Raw genomic sequence first — 21,222 nt, forward strand, 5'->3', positions numbered from 1 at the left:
AAACGATGCATCGCCGATGGTAGTGTGGGGTTTCCCCATGTGAGAGTAGGTCATCGTCAAGATTAAATTCCGAAACCCCTATCTGCGTATGCAGGTAGGGGTTTTGTTTTGTCCGCAGGAAAGTGGCGTGGCGAAAAAGGGACAGCCCATCGGCTATCTCTGGTTCCAGCAGCATTGTTAGTGAAACTTCGGAAGAACGTATTCAGCGATTTCTTCAATAACCTCGGCAACCGGTCGGTCGCTACGACGCAGATGCAAGCCAACGTGCTGCACGCCTGCTTCATGCACAGCCTGAAGCTCATCGATCAATGCCAGCCTCCCACAGCTGCCGCCAAAACGCACACGCCGCATCGGCGCATGAGGATTGGCCGCCAGATCCAGGTTAACGAAGCTGATGTAGGGTTTATCACCACAGACCTCCCGCCACAGCCCCACGCGGCGCCGATGCTCATCCGGAGTGCCGGGGTAGGCGAGCCAGCCGTTCACCTTGGCTGCGTAACAACTCAACCGTGTCGCGAAAGATCTCTCGCCGCTGATCGTAGTCCACACCAAACAACGGATACTCCATAGGTCGGTCGCCACTGGCCACACCCAGTAACAGACGTCCATCACTCAGTTCATCAACACTGTTGGCTGCCTTGAGCGTTAACCAAGGTTGACGTAGCGGTAATACAACCGCCGCCTCCTTCAAGAAAAATGCATGAATGGGAATATCAATCTTGAGCAAAACGCACGAGTCATAAAAAAAACGACCGTCGTTTTGGCCTTCAAGGACAACCGTTAGAGGAAATCGCACTAAAGTGACCACACAGTTTTTGGTATGGTGCAGCTCGTTTTTTAACGGACTGATTTCAAGCCTACGGATCGGCGCCCCCTTCACAGTCAAAGAGCTGCTGCAGAAATGCCCCAACCGATACCGATCAAGGACCACGAAAAAGAGACGCGCCTGGTTAACAAAAGACTGATGGCATGCGCCCTGTTCGTTGTCGCCATTACCTGTGCGCTGGTCGTGCGCATGTATGTCTTGCAGGTGGTCGAATTTGACTATCACTCGACGATCTCAGAAAACAATCGCGTCCATGTCCTGCCGATCACCCCCACGCGCGGATTGATCTATGACCGCAATGGCGTGGTTCTGGCGGACAACCGTCCCAGCTTCAACCTGACCATCACCCGCGAACGCGCCTCCGATGTCAAAGAGGAACTGGATGAGGTGGTCAGCCTCCTGCACTTGCCGACCGAAGACCGCTCGTTGTTTGACAAGGCGATGAAGCAGGCCCGCCATCCATTCGTGCCGGTCACCTTGTTCTACGAGCTCAGCGAAGAACAGATCGCCATGTTGGCGGTCAACGAGTTCCGTCTGCCGGGGATCGACGTAGTGCCACAATTCGTTCGCCACTACCCGATGGGCGCGCACTTTGCGCATTCGATCGGCTACGTCGGCCGCATCAACGAGAAAGAGTCCAAGGCCCTGGACACGGTGGAATACCGTGGCACTCAATCCATCGGCAAGACTGGCATCGAAAAATTCTACGAGTCGCAGTTGCACGGCCAAGTGGGTTACGAAGAAGTCGAAACCAACGCTCAAGGCCGGGTCCTGCGAGTACTCAAGCACACCGATCCGATCCCGGGCAAAAACATCGTACTGAGCCTCGACGTCAAACTTCAGGAAGCCGCCGAGGAAGCCTTGGGTGATCGTCGCGGTTCGGTGGTCGCTCTCGATCCGTCGACCGGCGAAGTGCTCGCGATGGTCAGCAAGCCAAGCTTCGACCCGAACCTGTTCGTCACCGGGATCAGCTTCAAGGAATACGCAGCGCTTCACGACTCGATCGACCGGCCGCTGTTCAACCGCGTACTGCGAGGCCTCTATGCACCGGGTTCGACCATCAAGCCGGAAGTGGCCATTGCCGGCCTCGACGCCGGCGTCGTTACCCCGCAGACCCGCGTCTTCGACCCCGGTTATTACCAACTCCCGGACTTCGATCACAAATACCGCAACTGGAACCACAGCGGTGATGGCTGGGTGGACATGGACGCGGCGATCATGCGCTCCAACGACACCTACTTCTACGACCTGGCCCACAAGCTGGGCATCGATCGCCTGCATGACTACATGGCCATGTTCGGTCTCGGCGAGAAAGTCTCGCTGGACATGTTCGAAGAGTCTGCCGGCCTGATGCCATCGCAAGCCTGGAAGCGCGCCACGCGCCGTCAGGCATGGTTCCCGGGTGAGACCGTGATCCTCGGCATCGGCCAGGGTTTCATGCAGGTCACACCATTGCAGCTCGCCCAGGCCACTGCACTGATCGCCAACAAAGGTGTCTGGAATCGCCCGCACCTGGCCAAAACCGTAGACGGTGTTGCGCCAGTGGACGAGCATCCAATGCCAAACATCCTGTTGAAAGACCCGCGTGACTGGGAGCAAGTCAACCACGGCATGCAAATGGTCATGCACGACGCTCGCGGGATTGCCCGGGCGGCAGCGCAGGGCGCTCAGTACCGCATCGCTGGCAAGAGTGGTACCGCGCAAGTGGTGGCGATCAAGCAGGGCGAGCGTTACAACCGGGCGAAAACCCTGGAGCGTAACCGCGATAACGCCTTGTTCGTCGGTTTTGCCCCGGCCGAACATCCGAAGATTGTCATCTCGGTGATGATCGAAAACGGCGAGGCCGGTGGTCGCGTCGCAGGTCCTGTGGTGCGGCAGATCATGGACGCCTGGCTGCTCGATCAGGACGGTCACCTGAAACCGCAATACGCCACGCCGAGCAAACCGCCCGGCGACCCTCACGTCTAAACGATCAAGGCTTCACAGCACAGGCTCACGAATACTGGGCATGTGCTGGAAGCTTCCGAGGAACACGGTTTCGGCCTGACTCATCTTCTGCTCGCGATTCCTCAACAGCTGGATATCGAAATCCACCACCCCATCTTCCGGCGGCAAGCGCCAGAGCAAACCCTGCTCGACATCCCTGCGCACCAGGTGCGTCGGCAGACAGCCAATGCCGAATCCTGCGCAAATCAAACGATAAATTTCTTCGAAACTCGTCGATGAAGCGACGATCTTGCCGGTAAAGCCTGAGCGATGAAGACAAGGCCGGTCGCGAACTGTTTTCCCACTGGTGCCGCAAAGCCGGCATCACCCTGAGCGTGGACGCCATCGGCAACCTGTTCGCCCGCCGCGCCGGCACCGACCCCGATGCGGCGCCAGTGATGATGGGCAGCCACCTCGACACCCAGCCTGAAGGCGGGCGTTTCGATGGCGTCTACGGCGTACTCGCCGGCCTGGAAGCGGTCCGTTGCCTGAACGACCTCGGCATCCAGACCCGCAAGCCGCTGGAAGTGGCGGTCTGGACCAACGAAGAAGGCGCACGCTTCACTCCTGCGATGTTTGGCTCGGCGGTGTTCACCGGGATCATGCCACTGGACGCAGCGCTAGCGGTGCGTGACATCGTCAACAAATCGTCGCGCAACACCGTCCCTGGGGTTCGATATTTTCGAGCTGGATCCGCAGAGCAAAGTGGCGGTGACTCGTGAGGGGTTTGCGCGGCTTGGGGAGCGGATTCGCAGCCTTGGGTTGCCGTGTTTGATTGTGCAGGAGGGTGGGTATCACCTGGAGAGTCTTGAGGATAATGCGCGGGCGTTTTTTGTGAACTCCGAGGTGTGGAGCCTCTGAGTTCGAGGGTGCCTGGGAGGCCGCTTTCGCGAGCAAGCCCGCTCCCACATTGCGCCGGTGCTGATCACAAATCTGTGGTTCAACTCGGTCAAGTGTGGGAGCGGGCTTGCTCGCGAAGAACGATAACGCGGTCCCCCGGATGAAACACAAGCGCTGTAAGGCACTTGCCATCGCCCTGACGTTAACGTAAAGATTGCGGCAGGGCGCTGAACTTGAAAAAGCGCAGGGCGGACCGATCCGGAGCGCTTGATGACGCTAATAAAAACAACTCCTCCCAAACTGCACCGCGAAGCCCGGCTGGCCCGGGAAAAACTCCATCTCGAGGGCGAAGTCCCGGATGGCGTGTTGCGGGCGGAAATCGATGCGTCGTGGCGGCGTAGCCTGAGCCATGGCGTGCATTTCAATGCCAAGCACGAACTGGCGCTGGAATCGAGCGCGAGCCTCGACGTGCTGTTGGCGAGCAATCGGCTGCTGATCGACGCGGCATTGCCGGCCATCGATTACCTGGCCGAACGTCAGGGCAAGGAAGGGCTGATCATCCTTGCCAATTCCGACGCCACTATCCTCGCTGCCGAAGGTCGCGCCGACCGCTTCAGGGGCAGCGGCCTGCAAGACATCACCCTCGGCGCCTGCTGGAGCGAAGCCGCTCGCGGCACCAACGCATTGGGCACCGCACTGGTGGAAGCCCGGCCAACGATGATCGATTGCGGCGAACATTACCTCGATCGCCTGACCGATTTCTCCTGCACCTCGGTGCCGATCCATTGCCCCCAAGGCGACATTCTCGGCGTACTCGACCTGACCCGCGAAGGCCCGCTCGGTCGTGCCCACGACAGCACCGCGTTGCTGGCCCTGGCCGTCAGTCAGATCGAAAGCCGGGTGTTCAACGCCAGTTATCCAGAAGAGATCGTCCTGGCCTTCCACAGCCGTCGGCAATACCTCGAATCCCCTTGGCAAGGCCTGTTGGCGGTGAGCCTTGGCGGGCAGATTCTCGCGGTCAGTGCCCAGGCCTGTCAGTTGCTCCACGCCGAGCGCTCGGCGCTGGTCGGTCGACGCTGTGAAGAGTTTCTGGGCGTCGATGGACTGCAACTTCTGTCGCGTCTGCATCAGGGCGGTGTCGGCAGTTTGCAAACCGCCAAAGGCGAGTTCTTCTACAAAACCCTGCGTGCGCCGCAGCGTTCAATCAATGTCAGCACGCCGCCGCGCAGCACAGCGAAAACCGCCAAAGCACAACCGGATCTCGAATCCCTGGCCGGCAGCAATGTCCGTTATGCCCGAGCCTTGCGCATGGCCCGTCAAGGCCTGGCCAATGAGCTGCCGGTGTTGCTGCTGGGTGAAACCGGCACCGGTAAGGAAGTCATCGCCCGCGCCCTGCACATGGCCGGAACCCGCTGCGACAAACCCTTTGTCGCGGTGAACTGCGCGGCGATCCCCGAAGGCCTGATCGAGTCGGAATTGTTCGGCTACCGCGAAGGCGCGTTCACCGGCTCGCGCCGTGGCGGCATGATCGGTCGTCTGCAACAGGCCCATGGCGGCACCTTGTTTCTCGATGAAATCGGCGACATGCCGCTGGCCTTGCAGGCCCGTCTGTTGCGGGTGTTGCAGGACCGTAAAGTGGCACCGTTAGGCGCTGGCGAAGAGCAAGACATCGACGTCGCATTGATCTGCGCCACGCACCGCGACCTCAAGCGACTGGTCGAAGAAAAACACTTCCGCGAGGACCTGTTTTATCGGGTCAACGGCATCAGCGTGATGATCCCGGCCCTGCGCGAACGTGAGGATTTCAGCGGTCTGGTCGCTCGTCTGCTGGCCAAGCTGGATGCACCGGCGATGGTCCTGCATGACGATTTGAACCGCTTGCTCGGCGGCTATCACTGGCCGGGCAACATCCGCCAACTAGAAATGGTTTTACGAACGGCGTTGGCCATGCGCGAACCGGGGGACACCGTACTCACCCTCGACCACTTGCCCGACAGCATGCTCGACGAGTTGAGCGCCAGCGAGCGCCCTCAGGCCGGTAGCATTCGCGAAAACGAACTGGAGCTGATTCGCCAGTCCCTGGACACTCACCAGGGCAACGTCTCGGCCGCCGCCGAAGCCTTGGGCATCAGCCGCGCGACCTTGTATCGCAAGCTCAAACAGTTGCGCTCGTGATGCAGCGCTTGATCGTTCGGCTGATTGACAGCCAAAACCCCGAAGCCCTGCAAACGGCGTTGCGCTGGCTCTACAGCTTCGTGCGGCCCCATCGTCTGGCGATTGCCGGGCTGCTCGGGTTATCGGTCTGCGCCTCGTTGCTGGTGTTGGTCCAGCCTTGGCTGACCAAGCTGCTGATCGACGACGGTTTGCTCGCACGCAACTTCCCGATGCTGGTGCTGATTGCCGGGCTGATGATCGTGGCCGGGCTGCTGGGAACGGGGCTGTCGGGAATCAACCGTTACCTGCACACGCGACTGTCCGGGCGGATTTTGTTCGCCCTGCGCGACGACCTCTATCGACATTTGCAAACGCTCTCGCCGAGTTTCTACGGACAGCGCCGAATCGGCGACCTGATGTCACGTCTCGATGGCGACGTCGCAGAGATCCAGCGCTTTGCCGTGGACTCCTTGTTCTCGGCGGTGTCGAGCGTGATCGGTCTGGTCTGCGCCGTGGCGATGCTGCTGACGCTGTCGTGGAAACTCTCGTTGCTGGCGCTGGTGCTGATTCCCCTCGATGTGCTCTGGCTGCGCTGGATGCGACGCAAGGTCGAGCGCGATGTGCGGCAATTACGTGAGCGTTCGGCGGACATGTCCTCGTTCATGGTCGAGACCTTGCCGGTGATGAAATTCATCCAGTCTGCCGGTCAGCAACAGCGTGAATCGCGGCGCCTGGAGACGCTGGGCCAAGGCTACATGAGCCAGTTGCTGCGCCTGCAAGTCACCGAGTTTTTCACCCAGGCGGTGCCGGGCACACTGACGTCTCTGTCTCGTGCCAGCGCGTTCCTGATCGGCGGATATTGGGTGGTGCAGGGGACCTGGCAACTGGGTGCGCTGATCGCGTTTTCCACCTATCTGGGCATGGCCGTCGGACCGGTGCAGAGTCTGCTGGGTCTCTATGTCGCGATTCAGCGAATGACCGTCAGCCTCGGGCGTGTGATGGAGTTGCGCGGCGAAGAACCAACCGTTCTCACACCGGTCACGCCGCAGCCGATGCCGACCTCTGGCGAACTGCGTTTCGACGATGTGCACTTCAGTCACCCCGGTCGCCCGACTACCCTGCGCGGCATCGAAGCGCGAATTCCCTATGGTTTGAAAGTCGCCCTGAGCGGCGGCTCCGGGGTTGGCAAATCGACCCTGATCGACTTGCTGCAACGGCACCACGACCCGCAGTCCGGCCGCGTGTTGCTGGGAGAGGTCGATCTGCGCGAACTGGACCTGTTCCAGTTGCGTCGACGGATTGCCGTGGTCAGTCAGGACATCGTGCTGTTTCGCGGCAGCCTCGCCGACAACCTCGCCTACGCGGTGCCCGACGCCAGCCGTGAAGCGATTGCCCAAGTGGCGCGGCTGGCGCAACTCGACAGCCTGATCGAGTCTTTGCCCGAAGGCCTCGACAGTCCGTTGGGCGAGCGTGGTCAGCAGTTGTCCGGCGGGCAGAAACAGCGCATCGCCATCGCCCGGGCGCTGTTGCAGGACCCATTGATTCTGGTGCTGGACGAAGCGACTTCGGCGGTGGATGAAGCCACCGAGCGCGAAGTCATCGAAGCCATCGACCGACTGTTTGCCGGGCGTACGCGGATCCTCATCAGCCACCGTCCTTCTACCTTGGCCGATGCCGATTTGCGCTTTGAATTGCTCGATGGCGTGCTTACTTCAAAAACGGTGCTGCATGAAGCCTGAGCTTCGGATTGGCGTGGTGGACAGCGGTCACTCGGCGGCGCAGCGGGTGCAAGTGGTCGCCGGACGGCGCTTCTCGTTGCTGGCGGATGGATTGGCCGAAAGCGACTTGCGCGACGATCCGCTGGGCCACGGCAGTGCGGTGATCGAGGCCATCGGTCGACGGGCGCCGTCAGCGGTATTTTGTGTGGCTCAGGTGTTCGACCAGCGTGGGGTCACCAGCGCCTTGCAGATTGCCACGGCGATTGATTGGCTGGTGACGCAGGACGTCCGGCTGATCAATTTGAGCCTCGGTTTGCGTCAGGATCGCAGCCTGTTGCGTGAAGCCTGTGCTGCCGCGGTGGCGCGGGGCGTGTTGCTCTGTGCATCCAGCCCGGCGCAGGGCGAGGGTGTATTTCCGGCGAATTATCCACAGGTGCTGCGAGTCACCGGCGATGCGCGTTGTGCCGAACAGGAATGGTCGTGGCTCAACAGCGCTCAAGCGGATTTCGCCGCGTGTGTGCATGGAACTTATCCGGGGCAGTCCGGCGCCAGTCTGGGTTGTGCGGCGTTGAGCGGGCACATTGCGGGTTTTTTGGTTGCACATCCCGAGGCGGGCAACGAACAGGTCATCGAGTGGCTGCGGGAGAATGCCCGATATCGCGGCCCTGAACGGCGCTTCGGACCATGAAGGCGATTGTGATTCTGGGCGCCGGGCCGGCCGGTGCGGCGGTCGCGTTGGGGCTTCGCAGGCTCGGTTACCCGGTGACGCTGATCAGCGAATGGCGGCGGTTTGCGGCGCTGGAAGGCGTTTCCATTCGGGTGCTGGAGGCCTTGCGTGGCGCGGGGCTTCATCAGGCACTGGCGGATGCGGCGCTGCCGTCTCAACGGCAGGTGTCATGGAACGGTCAGCAGCATGCGCAGAACATCGAATTTTTACTGGATCGTCCGAGCTTTGATCGAGGCTTGCGCGAGGATCTGCGCCTGGCTGGCGTTGAGCTGATCGAAGGCCGTGTGCTGACGGTGCAGTCATTGGTTTCGGGGCATCGGATCGAGGTCGAAGGGCGCGAGGCGCTGCTGGCGGATTTTCTGGTTGAGGCGCGGGGTCGTCAGGCACCGGCGCTCGGCAAAGGCCTGCGCGGGCCGGAGACGGTCAGCCTGCTCAATCGCTGGCAAGGCACGTCGGGCAGCACCGCCAGCGCGGTGGAAAGCCTTGAGGACGGCTGGGCCTGGATGGCCCGGCGGGCCGACGGTCAGTGTTACTGGCAATGGACGGTGAACGTGGCCAGTGCTGAATTGCCGGGCAAGGCGATGTTGCTCGATTACTGTCGTCAACGGCGCCAAGGCTCGGCGTTGGCGCGGGCGTTTTTCAGTGTCGAGCCTGAGATCGATCTACAGCTGCATGCGCGCAGCAGCACGGCGATTTTGTGCCCTCAGGTGTGTGGCGATAACTGGATTCGGGTAGGGGATGCGGCGATGGCGGTGGATCCGCTGTCGGGCAACGGGATTTTTCAGTCATTGTCCTCGGCGTTACAGGCGCCGACCGTGATCAACACGTTGTTGCGTAAACCCGAGCGAGCGGCGCTGGCTCAGCGCTTTCATCAGCAACGAGTGGGGCAGTTGTTTTTGCGTTTTGCGCGGATCGGGCGGGATTTTTATGCTGATGAGCAGCGTTGGTTGCAGCAGCCATTCTGGCTTGCGCGGCGGCAGTGGCCGGATGCTGAAGTGGTGCATGCCGAGGCGGATTTTTCCTCGCTGAGAATCGAGCGCGCGCCAGTGCTGCGCGATGGATTTGTGGATGAGGCTGAGGTGGTGATCACGGCGGATCAGCCGATGGGGATCTGGCATGTGCAAGGGGTTGAGTTGGCGCCGTTGGTGCGGCGGTTGGGCAGTGAGCCTGCGGATCAGGTTTTGGCGGGGTTGACGGTGGAGCAGGGAAGGGTGGTTCGCAGTTGGTTGTTGGCTCAGGGGTTCAAACCCTGAAATTCATGTTGTCCGGGCTGGCCCTATCGCGAGCAAGCTCGCTCCCACAGGGAATTGTTGGTGTGACATAGATAGTGTTCACACCACAGAACTACTGTGTGCGAGCTTGCTCGCGATGGCGCCCGTGTGGGCGCCGCAGATCAGAGCTTGATCAACACCGACTTCAACTCGGTGTAATGCTCAATCGCCGCATACCCCATCTCCCGCCCAACCCCCGACATCTTGTACCCACCAAACGGCAACGCCGGGTCCAGTGCGCTGTGGCAATTGACCCACACCGAACCCGACTTGATCCGCGGAATCATCCGGTGCACCGCCGCCAAATCGTTCGACCAGATACTGGCCCCAAGCCCATACGGACTGTCATTGGCCATGCGCAACGCATCGGCTTCATCATCGAACGGAATCGCCACCAGCACCGGGCCGAAGATCTCTTCCTGCACCAATGAGTGTTTCTGATCGACATCGACGATCACCGTCGGTTTGACGAAAAAGCCTGGCCCAAACTGCTCACCACCGCAGGCGATCGTCGCACCACTTTCCCGTCCCTTTTCGATGTACCCGTAAACCCGTTCCTGCTGGCGCGCCGAGATCAGCGGCCCCATCTCGACACTTGGGTCCAGGCCGTTACCGAGCTTCATGGCATTGGCGATGTCGGCGATGTCCGCCACCACATTGTCGAAATGCTTACGCTGCACATACAGCCTGGAACCTGCACAGCACACCTGGCCCTGATTAAAGAAAATCGCGCTGGCGGCACCGGCTGCGGCGGTCTTCAGGTCGGCGTCGGCCATGACGATGGTCGGCGATTTGCCGCCCAGTTCCAGGGTCACCCGGGTCATGGAGTCCATGGCGATCTTGCCGATCTGCTTGCCCACGGCGGTGGAGCCGGTGAAGGTCAGCTTGTCCACCAGCGGATTGTGGGTCAGGGCGGAACCTGCGGTGATGCCGGTGCCCGTGACCACGTTGAATACGCCTTCGGGGTAACCGGCTTCCAGCACCAGTTCGGCGAGTTTCAGCGCGGTCAGCGGGGTTTCATCGGCGGGTTTGAGCACCACGGTGCAACCGGTGGCCAGGGCCGGTCCGAGTTTCCAGCAGGCCAGCAGCAGCGGGAAGTTCCAGGCGACGATGGCGCCGACCACGCCCACTGCTTCGCGGCGGATGAAACTGTGGAATTGATCGTTGGGCATCAACGGCAACGACACTTCAACGCTGGAACCTTCGATCTTGGTCGCCCAACCGGCCATGTAGCGCAGGAAGTCGATGGACAGTTGCACGTCCATCACCTGGGCCACCGCCGCACTTTTGCCGTTGTTCAGGCATTCCAGTTGCGCCAGCAGTTCGGCGTCGCGTTCCATCAGGTCGGCGAGTTTCCACAGCAGGTTCTGCCGCTCCCGAGGTCGGGTGCGGGTCCAGGCGGAATCATCGAAGGCCTGACGGGCGGCGAGCACGGCGCGGTCGACATCCTCAGGCGTGGCCCGTGGCACTACGCACAGCACTTCGCCGGTGGCCGGGTTGTGCAGGGGCATGGTCTGGCCGTCGGCGGCCTCGACCCAGTCGCCGCCGACGAGCATGCGCGGGGCGCGTTGGATGAAGGCTGAGGTGGCGGGAAGCAGATAAGGGAGGGGCATGGCGAGACCTCTTGTTGTTCGTGAGAACGGAGGCTTCGCAATGGCTGTGCCAAGTACCCTGAAAGGCAAGACAGCCCTTGGTCGGCGGGGGTTTGGGGCACTCAAGGGAATCGCGAATGCTGTGAGGTTGTTGCAAATTGCGACAGCTATGAGACGACGAGCAACCGGGTTGCGATCTTGAGGTACCCGTCATTGAGGACTAGAATTTTCAGGCTCGGTGGGTGAAATGACGGACCGTTCATCCGGCAATACATCTGGCGTGAGGGAGGTAACGATGTTCCTTTCAACCCTGGAAATTCAAAACATCATTGAACACAGTTTTCTGCCCTCCGTGTGCACCTGCACCATGGCGGCGGACCAGTCCCTGACGATTCGGGTCTGCGACTGCATGACCGGCAAAGTGGATATAGTGGCCACCCACGTTCCCCTGTGGACACTGGACAGTCCCCATGCGATCGCGTCGCTGGTGGCGGACATGCAGCACGAGATCGACGTACACAAAAGCGTTCACCCCACCTATGACATCTGAACCGGCGTCACGCCGCACCGTGGGAAAGCGGTGCGGCCCATGCCGATTATTCAGGCTGAAAACTTACGGGAAATTTCTTCGAACGTGTTGCCATCCACGGCAGCCAACAGCTTTCTGTCGTCCTTGAGCGTCGCCAGAAACGTCACTTCGGTTTCCTTTCCGGCCAGCATGAACCCGGCGATTACGCCGATGGGCCCCAACAGCATGGCCCCGGCCACGCCAAAGCCGATGGCATCCTTGATGTTGTTGATCGAATCCTCGTCGGCCGATGAACTGTTCCGGTCTGGCCATCTATGCTGTCTCAGACTGCAACACGTGTCGCGATATTAGACGCAGGCGATCTCGTTCAGCGTTGGCGCAAAGCAGTCATTGTCGCGCAACTCATTGATTAAAAAGGTAATCGGCAAGCTGGCACGCTCCGTGTATTGCTCATCGCAGACGTTTCTCTTGCCTCCGTCAGCGGTGCGCCGCCGACGGCAGAAACCATAAAAACGATAAGCCACAAAAATAAGAAAGCACCGTGAGGTTCGACGTTGATGAAGAGAAAACTCCGATCAGGCCTGAGTGCCAGTCTGCTGGCCGTGGCCGCGTGTGTGGCGCTGCATTCGCCTTACAGTCTGGCAGCCCGCGACGCTCAGACCATCCTCAAGGAAACCTGTCAGGGCTGTCATACCCCCGAAGCCGATAACGCCCTGAGCCGCATCAGCCACCAGCGCAAAACCCCTGAAGGCTGGCTAATGAGCATCGCCCGCATGCAAACCATGCACGGTTTGCAGATCAGCGATGACGACCGCCGAACCCTGGTCAAATACCTGGCCGACACTCAAGGCCTGGCCCCAAGCGAGACCGACGGCGTACGTTATGCGCTGGAGCGTCGACTCAATACCGTCGAGAAATTCGACGACCAGACCAGCCAGATGTGCGGCCGCTGCCACTCCGGTGCGCGGGTCGCCCTGCAACGGCGTCCGGCCCAGGAATGGGAGCGTCTGGTGAACTTCCACCTCGGCCAGTGGCCGTCGCTGGAGTACCAGGCGCTGTCTCGCGACCGCGACTGGTTCGATCTGGCCCGTAAAGAGATGGTGCCGCTGTTGGCCAAGCGTTATCCGCTGGACAACCCGGCCTGGAAAAAATGGCTGAGCACCGCGCCGAAAGCCGAAGCACTGGTGGGCGACTGGAGTTTCAGCGGCCGATTGCCAGGCAAGGGTGAATTGGCCGGCGTGATGAGCGTCACGGCTGATGGCAGCGACACGTTCAAGGTCAGCGTCAAAGGCCAATACGCCGATGGCAGCCCGTTCAACGGCGACGGCAGCGCGATTCTCTACACCGGCTACGAATGGCGCGGCAATGTGACCATCGACGGCGTGACCATGCGCCAGGTGTTCGCCGCCCAAGGCAACGCGATGCAGGGCCGGATGTTCGAGACCGAGCATGATGAGAGGGGCCTGGACTTCGTCGCCGCCAAGCAGGGCAGTAGTCGTTTGCTGGCGGTGCAGCCGGGTCATCTCAAGGCCGGCGCTGAAACTGAAGTGACCCTTGTCGGCAGCGGTCTCACCGGCAAGCCGAACTTCGGCAAAGGCGTGGAAGTGGTCGAAGTACTGGAGCAAAGTCCTGAGCGCATACGGGTCAAACTTAAGGCCGCCGCCAATGCCCAACCGGGTCTGCGCAACGTCACCGTCGGCACGCTGAAAGGCCCGACCCTGTCGGTCTACAGCAAAATCGCTGAAGTCAAAGTCGTACCCGAGTTCTCGGTGGCGCGGATTGGCGAGGGCGGTGGTTCGACGCCGAAAGTCCAGGGCCGTTTTGATGCCGAAGCCTGGGGCAAGGGCACCGACGGTAAGCCGTATCGCATCGGCGTATTCCCGGCGCAGTGGTCGGTCGAAGCCTTCGATGACCGCGCCAAGGAAGACGAGGACGTCAAGTTCGCCGGCACCATGCAGGCTGACAGCGGCGTGTTCACACCGGGCGATGCCGGGCCGAACCCGCAACGCAAAATGTCCACCAACAATGCCGGCAACCTCAAGGTGATCGCCGCCGTCGACGACGCAGGGAAATCCCTGACCGGCGAAGGCCACATGATCGTCACCGTGCAACGCTGGAACAATCCACCCATTCCATGATTTTGAAAACGTGAGCTGGCTGACTTCAACGGCTTCAGACATTTTTTTGGAATGACCGTGAGCCCCGTAGAACGGGGTTTGCACAGGAGGTTGCAATGGGCGCTATTTTGAATCTGGTTGAGCGGAACCTGCACGAAGTGCACGTCGATGCCGATCGCATGCTGTTCCATATCCCCAGCAGTTCGCTGTTCGCCAGCGATGAACTGACGGGCACCATCATCGATACGTTGCGCGGCCCCGGCTGCTCGTCGGAAGACCTGATCCAGCGGTTGGCTTCGCGTTTCAACGGCGAGGAAATTACCGAGACCTTGCGTGAGTTGATGGCCCTGGAACTGGTCAGCGACGGTTCGCCGCTGACCCCCGACATTGGCACTAAACGGGTCGAGCGCACAGCGATCAATACCGTGGTGCTGAACGTCAACACCGGCTGCAATTTGAGTTGCACCTATTGCTACAAGGAAGACCTCGACAAGCCGTCGGCCGGCAAGAAAATGGACGTCGAAACGGCGGTCGCGTCGGTGGAAATGCTGTTGCGTGAATCCCCTGACGAAGAGCGTTTCACCGTGGTGTTTTTCGGTGGTGAGCCGCTGAGCAATCGCAAGCTGATCGAATACATGGTCGATTATTGCGAGAAGCGTTTCCGTGAGGCGGGAAAGTTCGTCGAGTTCGTCATGACCACCAACGCGACGCTGCTCACCGAAGAGACCGTGGACTACCTCAATGCCCACCGTTTTGGCCTGTCAGTCAGTATCGACGGACCGAAAACCGTGCACGACCGCAACCGCATCACCGTGGGCGGGCAGGGTACTTACGACGTGGTGCGGCGCAAGGCTGAAATGCTGCTGTCACGCTACAACAGTCGTCCGGTCGGTGCCCGCGTGACCCTGACCACCGGCGTCACCGACGTCGAAACCATTTGGGATCACCTGTTCAACGAACTGGGTTTTGCCGAAGTCGGGTTTGCCCCGGTGACCTCCGGCGATATCAGCACCTTCAACCTGTCTAGCGACGAACTGATCGAAGTCTTCGCTAGCATGAAGAGGCTTGGTCGGCGGTATCTGGAAGCGGCGCTGGAGCACCGCAACATCGGCTTCTCCAACCTGCACCAGTTGATCACCGACATCCACGAAGGCCACAAAAAAGCCCTGCCTTGCGGCGCGGGTCTGAAGATGCTGGCGGTGGATCACAAGGGCGAACTGAACCTGTGCCACCGCTTTACCGGTTCGTCGCTGCCGACCTTCGGCAACGTCCACAGCGGTGTGAAGCAGGTGGAGTTGAACGACTTCCTGTCCCAGCGCCTCGACCGTACCAACACCGGTTGCGAGGACTGTCAGATCCGCAATCTCTGCTCCGGTGGCTGCTACCACGAGAGCTACGCCCGTTACGGTGACCCGACCCACCCGACCTATCACTACTGCGAACTGATGCGTGACTGGGTCGACTTCGGCATCGAGGTCTACACCCGGATCATGGCCCACAACCCTGCGTTTATCAGCAGCTACATCACTCCGCGCAAGGCTCACTGATATGAAACATCTCAAGGCAATCAATAATAAAGCGCTGAAACTGGATGAGGCCGCGGCCGAAAACCGCATCGAAGAAGTGGTGGCGATGAGTTCCGTCGCCGGCTGCGCCTCGACCACCGACCCGGGTTGGGAAATCGATGCATTTGGCGGTGTGTCGTCGCTGTGCCAGCCGATGGAAGCCGACCTTTACGGTTGTTCCGACCCTTGCTGGTGGCCGGCCCAGGTGCCCGACATGATGAGCACCTACCCGGACTGGAACAAGGATGCCCAGGCGTCCAACGAAAACTGGCGCAACCTCGGGACTGTCTTTCCAAAAGACAAGTAATCGGTCAGATAAAAGGATTCCAGCATGCCTAGCATCAAAGCCTGCGGCCTGGCCGCGTTCGCCGTCCTGAGTGCTTGTTCGCTCAACGTTCTGGCCGATGAAAACACCGCACTACAAGATGGTCACGAGTACATGTTGACCACCAATTACCCGAACAACCTGCACGTCATCGACCTGGCTACCGACACCTTGTTCAAGACCTGCAAGATGCCGGATGCCTTCGGTCCCGGCACCGTTCAGTTGTCGCCGGACCGCAAGACCGCTTACGTGCTGAACAATCACTACGCAGATATCTACGGCGTTGAACTCGACAGCTGCAAACAGGTGTTCCACGCCAGCATCACCCAGAAACTGGGGGAGAAAGCGAGGTCCATGTTCGCCTTCACCCTCAGCCACGACGGCAAGGAATTGTTCACCATTGCCAACCCGACGTTGATGCTCAACGACCGCTACGAAGTGCAGCAACCGCGGCTCGATGTGTACGCCACCGACGCCGGCATGGACGCCAAACCCGTGCGCAGTTTCCCGGCGCCACGGCAATTGACGATCATGCAGAGCGGGGACGACGGCACGCTGTATGTGGCGGGGGCGGACGTCTACAAGGTCGATGTGAAAACCGGCAAGTTCGACGTGCTGATCCCCAGCCGTCATTGGAAACGCCCGGGCTACAGCGCACCGGACGTGCTCTACGTGTGGAACCAGCAGACCTATCGCCATGACTTCTCGCTGCTCTACACCGCGGCGAAATTCAAGGACAAGAAGCAGGACCCGTTGACCGACGAGTACCTCTACGGGCTGTTCAGCATCGACCTGAAAACCGGCAAGACCGAAACCACCGACTTCGGCCCGCTGACGGAAATCTACTTCAGCGGCATGCGCTCACCGAAGGATCCGAACCTGATGTTCGGCGTGCTCAACCGTTTGGCGAAGTACGACATCAAGGAAAAGAAAATGCTCCAGGCGGCGACGCTGGATCATTCCTACTACTGCATTTCGTTCAACAAGGACGGCAGCAAGATCTATCTGGCGGGGACGTTTAATGATGTGGCGATCTTTGATCCCGAGAGCATGAAGCAGATTGGCAGCATCAAGTTGCCGGGTGGGGATATGGCGATCACCACGGCGCAGGTTTTCGTCCGGTAATCGCTTCGCCTGTGCGGACGCTTTCGCGAGCAAGCCCGCTTCCACATTTGTTCTCGGGCGTACACAAAATATGTGTTCACCGAAAATCTAATGTGGGAGCGGGCTTGCTCGCGAAGAGGCCCCTGAGAATGCCCGAGTACTACGCCCCAGGAACGGGGCAACTCAAATCCCCCTCCTGACACTTCAGATAATTCTTGAAAGTATCAACCCGCGCCTTGGTCAATTCAGTCACACAGTTGCTGTAGATCAGCGGATACACACTCCCGCCTTCCACCCCGGCGCTCGAGAACTTGCACTCGGCATCCCGAAACGCAATCCACGAACGCTGCGCCCCGATCAGCAGCTTTTTGCTTTCGGGGTTGCTCTTCAAGCGCTCGTTGATCTGCTGGTAAAGCGCATTCAACTCCTTGTCCGCCGTCTTGTGCTGCTGCGCCGCGCACTGATTCATCGTCGCCTGATCGGCGGCGTTGTCGCAGTCCACAGCATAAGCGGCGGTGGTGAACAGTAGAGGCGTCAGTGCCAGAAGAAAGCGTGGGTGCATGGGGATTCTCGCTGTGACGTGGAAAGTTGAGGTGCAGTGTAGCGAAGCGGGTGGTCAACCAATAAATGAAGCCTGGCGGGCTTTTCGGAGAGCTGGATTTTTGTCTTCAAACCAGGCATTACACTTGGAAGTGCAGCCGAATGTTTCAGGTAGGGTTGATTGCGATACCCGATTGATACAACTTTAGGGTTGGTCTTGTGGTCTTACAGGCCTACTGTTCAATACAGGAGGTGACTTATGAACCCAGCATCAGATCGCATCGAAAGGAAGATCCTGCTCAAAACGCCGCGCTCGCAGGTCTGGCGTGTGCTGGCCAATGCCGAAGCCTTTGGACAGTGGTTTGGCGTGGCGCTGGAGGGCAAGCGTTTTGTCGCCGGTGAATGGACTCAGGGGCAGATTACGTACCCGGGTTATGAACACTTGCTGTGGAACGTACTGGTGGAGCGGGTCGAGCCGGAACGGGTGTTTTCGTTTCGCTGGCACCCGTATGCCGTGGAGCCTGAGCTCGATTACTCCCAGGAACCCACCACGCTGGTGAAGTTCGAGCTCGAAGACATGGTTGAAGGCACGTTACTCAAGGTCACCGAGTCCGGTTTCGATCACATCCCTCAGACGCGCCGGCTCAAGGCGTTCCGCATGGACAGCCGCGGTTGGGATGAACAGATGAACAACATCGAAGAGTTTCTCAAAGTCAGTGCCAAGGCGCGCGAGCGTCAGGAAGAGTGAGGGCTTCACTGCTCGATACCTGAGCTGTCTAAGGGTTTTCGGAAGGGCGGCTATAGCGAATGTCCTACACGCGATGGTAGCTATGTCGTCTATTGCACATTGGATCCGAAGCGTAATCTAGCTTCATCAACCGAAGCACAGGAAGTGCTCGGGATCACGGATGATCGACCATAAGCAAGGAATCGCTGCCGACAGGGAGTCGTAATGGTCTTGGGAAAAACCCGCTTCGGCGGGTTTTTTTTGGTCTGTTGAAATCTGCTTCAAGGGTCGAATGGTCAAAGGCTTACACCCGCTAACGGGTATGTCGTCTTTTGATGCGTCACCGATGTGTTTAATCTGGATCCATCAACTGAGTCGCAGGAAGCGCTCAGGATCACGGATGATCGACCATTGGCCAGGATGGCTGCCGACAGGATGTCGAAATGGTCTTGAGAAACCCGCTTAGGCGGGTTTTTTTATGGGCGATGGAAAAGCCTCGGCATCTCATTTTGGCCAAGGGGACCGGCAGCCAGAGACTGGCTGCCGGTCGGGATGGATCAGCGTGCTGACAACTGATCGAGTTTCGCCGCTACACGTTCAGTGATTTCCGAGCGCAGTTTCAATGATCCGGCGGCACGTTTGCGGGCCTCCTCCAGCACACTCACCGGAGCCGTCTCAGGACTGCCCGACGCAAACGGCGGCGCCGGGGCGTATTCGAGCTGCAACTGCACCAACTCTGCCGTGTCCTTATCGAACAGCTCCGCGGCCAGGGTCAGGGCAAAATCGATGCCCGCCGTGATCCCGCCACCGGTTAGAAGATTGCCGTCGCGCACCACCCGATCCTTCACCGGGATCGCCCCCAAAGGCACCAGCAATTCGTGATAAGCCCAGTGAGTGGTGGCGCGTTTACCTTTCAGCAGACCCGCCGCACCGAGCACCAGCGCGCCGGTACACACCGACGTGACGTAACGCGCGTTGGCAGCCTGCCCCTTGATGAAGGCCAGCGTCTCTTCATCCTCCATCAACGGCCCCACGCCGCTGCCGCCGGGAATGCAGATCACATCCAGCGGCGGGCAATCGTCGAACGTGGTGGTCGGTTTCAGCACCAGGCCCGTGCTCGCGGTGACCGGCACCAGATCCTTCCAGATCAAATGCACCTTCACGCCCGGCAGCGAGGCCAGCACGTCATAAGGGCCGGTGAGGTCCAATTGCTGAACCTGTGGAAACAACAGAAAACCGATCTGCAACGTCATGGCATTTTTCTCATGAAGTGGGTGGACGACTTCACTTTAGGCTCGTAGGATTTGGCGTATACGCCAATAACCCCACGAATTACGCCAATCATGCCGAAAACCATTCACGTGCTCGCCTTTGCCAATGTGCAACTGCTCGACGTCACCGGGCCATTGCAGGTGTTCGCCTCGGCCAACGATATTTCCCGCCAGCAAGGTTTTCCGCCACCTTATGCGCCGTCGGTGATTGCCAGCGGCGGCGGGGCGGTGATGTCGTCGGCGGGGCTGGCGCTGTTGGCCGAGCCGTTGCCCGAAGAGGGTAGTGACACCTTGATCATTGCCGGTGGCTGGGGCGTTTACGACGCGGCGCAAGACGAACCGCTGGTGGCGTGGGTACGTGAACACGCGACGGGGTGTCGACGGGTATCGTCGGTGTGCACCGGGGCATTTTTGCTGGCGGCCAGCGGCTGGCTCGATGGCCGGCGGGTGGTCACTCACTGGACTCGTTGCGAGCAGTTGGCGCAGCAGCATCCGCGGCTGCAGGTTGAGCCCAATCCGATTTTCATCAATGACGGCCCGGTCTGGACCTCGGCCGGGGTCACCGCCGGTATCGATCTGGCGCTGGCCATGGTCGAAGAAGATCTCGGCCGCACGATGGCCCTGGAAGTCGCCCGGCAACTGGTGGTGTTCCTGAAACGTCCTGGCGGGCAGTCACAGTTCAGCGTGACCCTCTCTTTGCAAAAGGAAGGCAGTCGTTTCGATGAACTTCATGCCTGGATCAGTGAAAACCTCACCAAGGATTTGGGCATCCCGACCCTGGCCTTGCAGGCCGGCATGAGCGAACGCAGCTTCGTCCGCCACTACCGCGCCGACACCGGCCAGACACCCGCTCGGGCCATCGAACTGATTAGGGTCGAGACCGCCAGACGGTTGCTCAGCGATACCGGCGTGCCGATCAAACGGGTGGCGGTGCAATGCGGTTTTGGCAGCGAAGAGACGCTTCGACGCAGTTTTCTGCGGGCCATGGGCGTGACCCCGCAGGCCTATCGCGAGCGTTTCAGCGTCAGCCCTCCAGCAGATCCAGTAACGCTCTGACCGTTGCCTCGGGTGCTTCTTCGGGAATGTTATGCCCGACGCCCGCCAACACTCGCCGCTCATAACACCCGGTGAAATGGGCGATGTCTTCGTCTACCTCCGATGCCGGTCCGACGCCATCGTCAGCCCCGCACAGGGAAATCGTCGGTACGCTGATCGGTGGCTGCTGGGTCAGCGCTTCTTCGATCCACTCCAGCGCCGGGTCGCCGGGCGCGTACATGAACCGGTGGCGGTAGGAGTGAATCACCACCTCGACGAAATCCGGATTATCGAAGGCCGGTGCGCTTGACGGATACAACTCAGGGCCTTTGGCCCAGGTCGGTGACCACAGCTTCCAGAGCAATTCGCACAAGGCCCGGCGATTTTTCGTCAGGCCTTCGACGCCGCGTGGCGTGTGGAAGTAGTACTGATACCAGAGACGGTGCTCGGTTTCCGGGTCCAACGGTTCGGTGGAATGGGGAATGTCCTGAAGGTTGTAGCCGTCGCCGGTCACCAGGCAACGAACCCGCTCGGGCCATAGCGCCGCCACGATGCACGCCGCCCGACCGCCCCAGTCGTAGCCGCACAGGGCGGCTTGTTGAATGGCCAATGCATCCATCAGATCCAGCAAATCCTGAGCGAGGGCGGCTTGTTGTCCGGAACGCAGGGTGTCGGGATGGTTGAACCGGGTCGGGCCGTAACCGCGCAGGTACGGGACGATGACGCGGTAGCCCTTGGCGGCGAGGACTGGGGCGATTTCGTCGTAAGCGCGGGGGGAGTAGGGGAAGCCGTGAAGGAGGATGATCGAGTCGCCGGTGGTGGGGCCGTGTTCTTCGTAGGCGAGCGACAAGCCTGGAGTTTGGATGAAGTGGATCAGCGCTTCATTGTTCATTCG

Annotated in this window: 18 protein-coding genes and 4 pseudogenes; 14 read left to right on the top strand and 8 right to left on the bottom strand. The window is 60.1% G+C overall.

What is annotated here, in order from left to right; all coding sequences use genetic code 11:
* Window positions 1-177 precede the first annotated feature (177 nt).
* Together FQ187_RS30630 and FQ187_RS30635 are read right to left on the bottom strand one after the other, a co-directional pair.
* Window positions 178-486, bottom strand: a complete 309-nt coding sequence (locus FQ187_RS30630) for a hypothetical protein (RefSeq protein ID WP_256667467.1) — start codon at window positions 484-486, stop codon at window positions 178-180.
* On the bottom strand, window positions 449-931 hold the full coding sequence (locus tag FQ187_RS30635) for an LLM class flavin-dependent oxidoreductase (protein ID WP_306108659.1): 483 nt from the start codon (window positions 929-931) through the stop codon (window positions 449-451). The genes FQ187_RS30630 and FQ187_RS30635 overlap by 38 nt, the downstream gene beginning before the upstream one ends.
* Here FQ187_RS30635 and mrdA point away from each other — a divergent pair.
* Window positions 902-2,794 carry a penicillin-binding protein 2 gene (gene mrdA, locus FQ187_RS27605; RefSeq protein WP_149631899.1) on the top strand — a complete coding sequence of 631 codons (1,893 nt, stop codon included), beginning with the start codon at window positions 902-904 and terminating at the stop codon, window positions 2,792-2,794. The two genes, FQ187_RS30635 and mrdA, sit on opposite strands and share 30 nt — an antisense overlap.
* 12 nt (window positions 2,795-2,806) lie before the next feature.
* On the opposite strand, the pseudogene FQ187_RS27610 reads toward mrdA, so the two are convergent.
* Window positions 2,807-3,082 (bottom strand): annotated as a pseudogene (locus tag FQ187_RS27610) (LysR substrate-binding domain-containing protein); the annotation flags it as partial.
* On the opposite strand from FQ187_RS27610, the pseudogene FQ187_RS27615 reads away from it, so the two are divergent.
* The 6 genes and pseudogenes from FQ187_RS27615 to FQ187_RS27640 all read left to right on the top strand — a co-directional run.
* Window positions 3,073-3,450 (top strand): annotated as a pseudogene (locus FQ187_RS27615) (M20/M25/M40 family metallo-hydrolase); the annotation flags it as partial. The pseudogenes FQ187_RS27610 and FQ187_RS27615 sit on opposite strands and share 10 nt — an antisense overlap.
* Before the next feature lie 25 nt (window positions 3,451-3,475).
* Window positions 3,476-3,673, top strand: a pseudogene (locus tag FQ187_RS27620) (histone deacetylase family protein); the annotation flags it as partial.
* A 249-nt stretch (window positions 3,674-3,922) separates the two neighbouring features.
* A complete protein-coding gene (locus FQ187_RS27625; protein ID WP_149631901.1) occupies window positions 3,923-5,827 on the top strand; it encodes a sigma-54-dependent Fis family transcriptional regulator in 1,905 nt (634 codons plus the stop codon).
* Window positions 5,827-7,545 (top strand): ABC transporter ATP-binding protein, encoded by a 1,719-nt coding sequence (locus FQ187_RS27630; protein WP_149631902.1) that lies wholly within the window; start codon window positions 5,827-5,829, stop codon window positions 7,543-7,545. The genes FQ187_RS27625 and FQ187_RS27630 overlap by 1 nt, the downstream gene beginning before the upstream one ends.
* Complete coding sequence (locus FQ187_RS27635) at window positions 7,535-8,212, top strand: S8 family serine peptidase (RefSeq protein WP_149631903.1); 678 nt, start codon at window positions 7,535-7,537, stop codon at window positions 8,210-8,212. Before FQ187_RS27630 ends, FQ187_RS27635 begins: the two co-directional genes overlap by 11 nt.
* The gene (locus FQ187_RS27640) at window positions 8,209-9,504 is read left to right on the top strand and encodes an FAD-dependent monooxygenase (RefSeq protein ID WP_149631904.1); all 1,296 of its coding nucleotides are present in this window, start codon (window positions 8,209-8,211) and stop codon (window positions 9,502-9,504) included. Before FQ187_RS27635 ends, FQ187_RS27640 begins: the two co-directional genes overlap by 4 nt.
* Before the next feature lie 140 nt (window positions 9,505-9,644).
* Here FQ187_RS27640 and FQ187_RS27645 read toward each other — a convergent pair whose 3' ends face one another.
* A complete protein-coding gene (locus FQ187_RS27645) occupies window positions 9,645-11,135 on the bottom strand; it encodes an aldehyde dehydrogenase (RefSeq protein WP_149631905.1) in 1,491 nt (496 codons plus the stop codon).
* A 274-nt stretch (window positions 11,136-11,409) separates the two neighbouring features.
* Here FQ187_RS27645 and FQ187_RS27650 point away from each other — a divergent pair, with 274 nt between their 5' ends.
* Window positions 11,410-11,664: a DUF1652 domain-containing protein gene (locus FQ187_RS27650; protein WP_134423379.1), complete on the top strand. Its 255-nt coding sequence runs from the start codon at window positions 11,410-11,412 to the stop codon at window positions 11,662-11,664.
* Between the two features lie 50 nt (window positions 11,665-11,714).
* Here the strand turns inward: FQ187_RS27650 and FQ187_RS27655 are convergent.
* Window positions 11,715-11,990, bottom strand: a pseudogene (locus FQ187_RS27655) (hypothetical protein); the annotation flags it as partial.
* A gap of 210 nt (window positions 11,991-12,200) precedes the next feature.
* Here FQ187_RS27655 and peaA point away from each other — a divergent pair.
* The 4 genes from peaA to peaD all read left to right on the top strand — a co-directional run bounded on the left by peaA (window position 12,201) and on the right by peaD (window position 16,775).
* Window positions 12,201-13,781 carry a quinohemoprotein amine dehydrogenase subunit alpha gene (peaA, locus tag FQ187_RS27660; RefSeq protein ID WP_149631906.1) on the top strand — a complete coding sequence of 527 codons (1,581 nt, stop codon included), beginning with the start codon at window positions 12,201-12,203 and terminating at the stop codon, window positions 13,779-13,781.
* A gap of 95 nt (window positions 13,782-13,876) precedes the next feature.
* Window positions 13,877-15,307, top strand: a complete 1,431-nt coding sequence (gene peaB, locus FQ187_RS27665) for a quinohemoprotein amine dehydrogenase maturation protein (protein ID WP_149631907.1) — start codon at window positions 13,877-13,879, stop codon at window positions 15,305-15,307.
* A 1-nt stretch (window position 15,308) separates the two neighbouring features.
* Window positions 15,309-15,632, top strand: coding sequence for a quinohemoprotein amine dehydrogenase subunit gamma (gene qhpC, locus FQ187_RS27670; RefSeq protein WP_008145336.1), 324 nt, complete (start codon window positions 15,309-15,311; stop codon window positions 15,630-15,632).
* A 24-nt stretch (window positions 15,633-15,656) separates the two neighbouring features.
* On the top strand, window positions 15,657-16,775 hold the full coding sequence (gene peaD, locus FQ187_RS27675) for a quinohemoprotein amine dehydrogenase subunit beta (RefSeq protein WP_149631908.1): 1,119 nt from the start codon (window positions 15,657-15,659) through the stop codon (window positions 16,773-16,775).
* Window positions 16,776-16,914: 139 nt separating this feature from the next.
* Here peaD and FQ187_RS27680 read toward each other — a convergent pair whose 3' ends face one another.
* The gene (locus FQ187_RS27680) at window positions 16,915-17,316 is read right to left on the bottom strand and encodes a lysozyme inhibitor LprI family protein (RefSeq protein WP_149631909.1); all 402 of its coding nucleotides are present in this window, start codon (window positions 17,314-17,316) and stop codon (window positions 16,915-16,917) included.
* Window positions 17,317-17,553: 237 nt separating this feature from the next.
* Here FQ187_RS27680 and FQ187_RS27685 point away from each other — a divergent pair, with 237 nt between their 5' ends.
* Window positions 17,554-18,042, top strand: coding sequence for an SRPBCC family protein (locus tag FQ187_RS27685; protein ID WP_149631910.1), 489 nt, complete (start codon window positions 17,554-17,556; stop codon window positions 18,040-18,042).
* Between the two features lie 536 nt (window positions 18,043-18,578).
* Here the strand turns inward: FQ187_RS27685 and inhA are convergent.
* Window positions 18,579-19,274, bottom strand: coding sequence for an isonitrile hydratase (inhA, locus tag FQ187_RS27690; protein WP_149631911.1), 696 nt, complete (start codon window positions 19,272-19,274; stop codon window positions 18,579-18,581).
* A 90-nt stretch (window positions 19,275-19,364) separates the two neighbouring features.
* On the opposite strand from inhA, the gene FQ187_RS27695 reads away from it, so the two are divergent.
* Window positions 19,365-20,348 carry a GlxA family transcriptional regulator gene (locus FQ187_RS27695; RefSeq protein ID WP_149631912.1) on the top strand — a complete coding sequence of 328 codons (984 nt, stop codon included), beginning with the start codon at window positions 19,365-19,367 and terminating at the stop codon, window positions 20,346-20,348.
* Here FQ187_RS27695 and FQ187_RS27700 read toward each other — a convergent pair.
* Complete coding sequence (locus FQ187_RS27700; protein WP_149631913.1) at window positions 20,317-21,219, bottom strand: alpha/beta fold hydrolase; 903 nt, start codon at window positions 21,217-21,219, stop codon at window positions 20,317-20,319. The two genes, FQ187_RS27695 and FQ187_RS27700, sit on opposite strands and share 32 nt — an antisense overlap.
* Window positions 21,220-21,222: the final 3 nt, after the last annotated feature.

The sequence above is a fragment of the Pseudomonas sp. ANT_J28 genome, from assembly GCF_008370005.1.
GTDB lineage: Bacteria > Pseudomonadota > Gammaproteobacteria > Pseudomonadales > Pseudomonadaceae > Aquipseudomonas > Aquipseudomonas frigoris.